This is a genomic window from Archangium sp., assembly GCF_036388035.1.
GTDB lineage: Bacteria > Myxococcota > Myxococcia > Myxococcales > Myxococcaceae > Archangium.
In genome coordinates this window covers 1-4,706 of the sequence record NZ_DASVSO010000088.1, presented here as the reverse complement: position 1 = coordinate 4,706, position 4,706 = coordinate 1, and the positions used below count along the sequence as shown (strand labels likewise).

The window sequence follows — 4,706 nt, the reverse complement described above, 5'->3', positions numbered from 1 at the left end:
TGCCCAAGCTGCCAGGGGCCGGGCAGGCGGCGGTGATTGCCGAGGCCCAGCTTGGCATCCGCTACTCGGCAGGGGCCCTGGCGGAGGTGGAGTCGGTCGCCCTGGGGGCCGAGGGCGTCACCCTCGTGCTCGCCCCTATGGCGGTGGCCATGGTGGCGCGAGGACACGGGGGCGGGCAGGCCCCGCCGCCCTCCGGAGGCCCGGGTCAATGGGTGCAGGTGGAGGAGTCCATGTCCGAGAGCGCCCGGGACTACCAGGCGCAGGTGACGGGAGCCCCCACGGGCTATGCCTACCGCGTCAAGGTGGGGGGCGAGAAGGTGGACTTCGACGGCTTCGACCAGGGCGTCCTGCTCGAGGCCAAGGGCACTGGGTACGCGCAGTGGATTGATAAGAAGCTGGACTTCCTCAAGATTTTCGAGGGCCGTGAGCAGTTGCTCGAGCAGGCGACGCGCCAGTTCAGCGCCGCCCGGGGAACGCCCATCCGGTGGATCGTGGCGGAGGAGAAACTCGCGGGTGCGCTCAAGAAGATGTTCGTGGACGCCGAACTCCCGATTGAAGTCGTCCATATTTCCCCGGCGTCGTGAGGAGGAGACGTTCGATGAAAGAGACCTACTACGCCGGGGCCTACTGGCTGGCCCGGTCCGAATCCGCGGAGGCTTGCGCACACCGGGCGGAGCGCTTCTTCCAGCTCCTGGGGCGATGCGACCCGGCCTGGAACCGCTGGCATCAGACGGCTGGCTCCTTCGAGGAAGCACGCAAACGCCAGCTCGACACGGACGCCGCGAGTTTCCAGAAGCTGTTCAGCCAGAAGAAGCATCGGATCTTGGATGGCTTTTTGGTCTGCCTGTGGGCGGGTGACGATCCGCGAGAGTTGTCTGGCGTTGATGTGTCTTGTGGTTCGTCCTCCCTCCAGCCCGCATCGAGTTGCATCCTTCGCCCCTTTGATGAGGGCCCCATCGGGGAGCGGGTGCTGACCGCTCCCGTCATGGCCGAGGTGTTGCGCGCCATGGCCCTGGCCTGGGAGCCGGAGTTGGGCGTGGTGACGTCTCATGCGCACCGGGACATGGTGGTGAAGGGGTTTCCATACGTGGGAACCTTCGTGGGGTGGGTGATGTACTTCTCGCGACAGCGAGGCGCCGTGCCCCCACTGCCGGCCCCCGTGCGTGTGGAGCCCGTGGAGGACAAGGGGACGCTCGTTATCCTCACCCCCGAGCGGTTCACCGCCTCCAACCCGGAGCACGTCGCGCTGGCCGCCCGCGTCCACGAACTGCTGAACGAGGCGGGGTTGCTGGCGCGATTGCGGCCCTTCGCTCCAGGGTGACGGAGGGGGCTCCGGACCGTCCGGCTCAGGGGAAGGTCACACCGCGCACGGTGAGGGTCCGCGCTCCTCCCGCTTCTCCCAGCACGAGCCGGAAGGTGCCCCGGGCCTGTGCCTTCGTGGCCTCCGCCTCCACGAAGAGCCAGCGCGTTTTTCCCGGAGCGAGGGGCTCGCGCGGCCAGACACCCAGCACGCGCGGCCGCGCGCCCTCCGTGCTCACCAGCTCCGCCTTCTCGTCCACCGTCCAGGGCTGGGAGCCCGTGTTCTCCACCTCCAGCTCCACCGCCAGCCGCCCGCCGGCGCGGTAGCTGTAGGTTTTCCACACCTGGAGGGGTTCATCCGGACGCGGAGGGGCGTCCTCCTCCAGTTTCCGCGCCTCGATGCCCTGGCCCTGACCCACCAGTCCAGCGTCGAACAGGCCCGTGAGGCCCTCGGGGCGCGGCCCGTCCACTCGGGGACGCGCCGTCAATTCCGCCTCGCACCGCTCGGCGCGCTCGCGCTCGCGCCTCGCTTCCCGCCAGAGGGAGTCGCCGGAACTCGGGCGACGGTTTACCCGCACCTGCGCCTCGGCCCGCGTGGAGCGCACCAGCCGGAAGGTGACGCTCCCCGGCGCCGCGCCATCCGCGAAGCGCACCGTCAGCCACAACGGCTTGTCCGGCATCGGCTCACCCGAGAGCAGCAGGGTCACCATGCCCCGGGCCTCGTTCTTCGCCACCGTCACCACGCGCTCGTCCTCCACCTCCACCGAGCCCGGCTGCAGCGGCGCGTTGAACACCAGGGTGGTGGGCTGGTCGGGGCCCAGGCCCACCTCGTGCACCTGCCCAGCGGTGTCCGCGGTCAGCTCCAGGTGGCGCGCGGTTCCCGTGTCCTCGGCGGCCGGCTGAACGAGGGCGGGAGTCGTGGCGAGGAGCGCGAGCAGCACGGGCGCGGCGGGGAGCGGGGCGAACATGGGGGAGAACCTCCGGAGTGGACAGCGTAGCAGGGACCTCCCACGTTGGCCCCTCCTTCGTTCGCCCGTCTCCTGGCCGCCCACGCCCTATTCGAATTGCTCCACGGGCTTGAGGGACACGACACCGTTGATCCGCGCGGTGTCCGACTTGCCGTCATCCCGCCGGAACACCCCCCGCTTGTCGTCCTTCAGCGCGTCGTAGAGCTCCAGGCACACGGGGTAGATGTGCCCCTCGGGCGTGTAGGCCTGCGTGAAGCGGCCGTACACGCGCGACCCGACGAAGAGCACCCCAGAGAACACCGTGCCATCCGGCAACTTGCCCCAATCCCTCCCCCGCAGGTTCAACGTCGCCCCCGGGCCCGAGCGCACGGGGAACTCGTCACGGGGATGCTTCATCCCGGGGTAGGCGATGCTTTCAAGCTTGTCCATGGGCAGGCCCAGCGCCTTCATGGTCTCCACGGAACCGGGCGGGCACTCGGCGGGGGGAGGCGGGGGCCGTACCTGGGCGGTGGGGCCGGTGCACCCGCTGGCGAGGGTGCAGGTGAGCATCAGTCCGCCCACCGTGCCAGCCGGGCTGCCCGTCTGCTTCGAGGGCGACGTGCGCTGGGGGGAAGCGGAGGCCTTGGGGGGAGTCTTCACGCGCGTGTCCTGGGCGGGCGTCGCACGGGCGACGGGCGTGGGGGTTGTCGCCGCTTCTGGCGCCGCGCCGCCGTCACCTTCGGGCCGCCGCCACGGAGGCGCCACTTCCTGGCCGACGGGCTCCAGGGCAACGGGGTGGTACTCCGGCGGTAGGTTGGCTCGGGGGGTCCCCACCCGTAGGGAGAGGGTCGAGGAGGCGCGTGGCGCCGGCCGCACGGCGAGCCACACGCCCACGCCCAGGGCCAGCGTCAGCGTCAGAACCACGGCGGCGGCGCGCGGCTTCCAGCGCGAGCGCACGGGGACGGAGGCGGCCGGAGGTGCGGCATGCTCCTCCACTTGTGCGGCGGACGCCGCCTTCGCCTCCTCGGGCGGGGCTGACTCCGCGCCCTGGGTGGAGGCCTCGTCCGGGGGAAGGGGCCTGCCGCGCAGGGGCCGCCACTGGTAGGAGGCCAGCCGCTCGTAGAGTCGCAGCAACTCCTCGCTCCGCATCCACAGCCCCTGGCGCACGGTGGTGGCGTGCTGGGGCTCCCATGCCTCGCACAGCGGCACCCGCCACGCCGCGTCCGCCTCCTTCATCGCCGCCGCCAGCGCCGCTTCCAGCGCCGCCGCGTCCGCGTACCTCTCCTCGGGTTTCTTGCGCAGCAGGCGCTGGCACACCTCGCTCAATGCCCTCGGCACCCGGGGGTTGAGCGCGTGCGGGGCCGGCGGCTCCTCCTCCAGAATGGCCCGCACCAGCTCGCCCTCCTGCCCCTGGAAGGGCAGCCGGCCCGTCAGCAATTGGTAGAACTCCACGCCCAGTGCCCACAGGTCGTCGCCCGGACTGGCGTGCGACTCCTCCTCGCCGCGCCATGCGCGCCACACCCGGGGGCTGAGGTAGGGCCAGGTGCCGGGAGGAAACGGCCCCGTCACCGTGGGTGCGCCCTCGTAGGTGGCCACCCCGAAGTCCACCAGCACCAGCCGACCCTCGCCGCACACCAGCAGGTTGGCCCCCTTCACGTCCCGGTGCACCACTCCGGCCGCGTGCACCACCCCCAGCAGCCGCGCGGCCTGGCGCACCAGCTGCGCCACCTGGAGCGCGTGGGGGTTGTGTACCCGGACCCACTCGTCCAGTGGCCTGCCTCGCACGAAGGGCGTGACGAGGAAGAGGAAGAGGGGCTCATGGGCGGGCCACAGGCCATGTCCCTCCAGGGGCAGGCCACCGGCGCGCCACAGCTTCACCATGACGTCCAGCTCGCGCCAGGCCCAGTGCGCCGAGCGCGGCAGGAAGATGAACTTCACCGCGTACAGCCGGCCCTCGCGCCGGGCGCGGAACACGGTGCCCTGTCCCCCGGTGCCCAACCGCCTCTCCAGCCGGTAACCCGCCACCTCCAGACCCAGCCGGGGCAGGTGTTGCTCCGGTGAGTCATGTCGCAGGTGCCGCATCCGCGAGCGCCGCGACACCCCCTGCCACTCCTGCTCCTCCGTGTGCCCACCGGTCCCGGCCTCGCTCATGTGCACCACCTCCGAGGTGGGGCAGCGTAACAGAACCCTCCGACGTCCGAGGGCTGTCCGCGCAGCCGCGGCTCACCCGGAGCGGATGGTGTCAGCCGCCAGCGGGGCGGGGGGCCGCGGCGCGGGCGAGCCGGTCGCGCACGGCGATGCCCAGGCCCTGGGCGCGCGGGAGGCAGGCCACCAGCACATCGTGGCCTCGCTGGTCCGCCTCGCGCAGCCGCAGGTAGAGGACGCGCGCCGCGCCGGCCGGGTCCTCGGGGACGTCATAGCGGGGCACGCCCGGGGGCAGCGTGAGGCTCGGAGGGCCCA

Annotated in this window: 5 protein-coding genes; 2 read left to right on the top strand and 3 right to left on the bottom strand. The window is 71.7% G+C overall.

Annotated features, from left to right (window positions below; genetic code table 11):
* Both VF697_RS03720 and VF697_RS03715 read left to right on the top strand, forming a co-directional pair.
* A partial coding sequence (locus VF697_RS03720; RefSeq protein ID WP_331092083.1) for a restriction endonuclease fold toxin 5 domain-containing protein occupies positions 1-584 on the top strand: 584 nt, incomplete at its 5' end.
* Between the two features lie 14 nt (positions 585-598).
* Positions 599-1,321: an immunity 52 family protein gene (locus tag VF697_RS03715; protein WP_331092082.1), complete on the top strand. Its 723-nt coding sequence runs from the start codon at positions 599-601 to the stop codon at positions 1,319-1,321.
* Positions 1,322-1,346: 25 nt separating this feature from the next.
* On the opposite strand, the gene VF697_RS03710 is transcribed toward VF697_RS03715, so the two are convergent.
* The 3 genes from VF697_RS03710 to VF697_RS03700 all read right to left on the bottom strand — a co-directional run.
* Entirely contained in the window at positions 1,347-2,267 is a 921-nt protein-coding gene (locus VF697_RS03710; protein WP_331092081.1) for a DUF2381 family protein, read from the bottom strand.
* A gap of 87 nt (positions 2,268-2,354) precedes the next feature.
* On the bottom strand, positions 2,355-4,397 hold the full coding sequence (locus VF697_RS03705; protein WP_331092080.1) for a serine/threonine protein kinase: 2,043 nt from the start codon (positions 4,395-4,397) through the stop codon (positions 2,355-2,357).
* A 91-nt stretch (positions 4,398-4,488) separates the two neighbouring features.
* Positions 4,489-4,706, bottom strand: a 218-nt coding sequence (locus VF697_RS03700; RefSeq protein WP_331092079.1) for a Sua5 family C-terminal domain-containing protein, incomplete at its 5' end; no start/stop codon positions are given.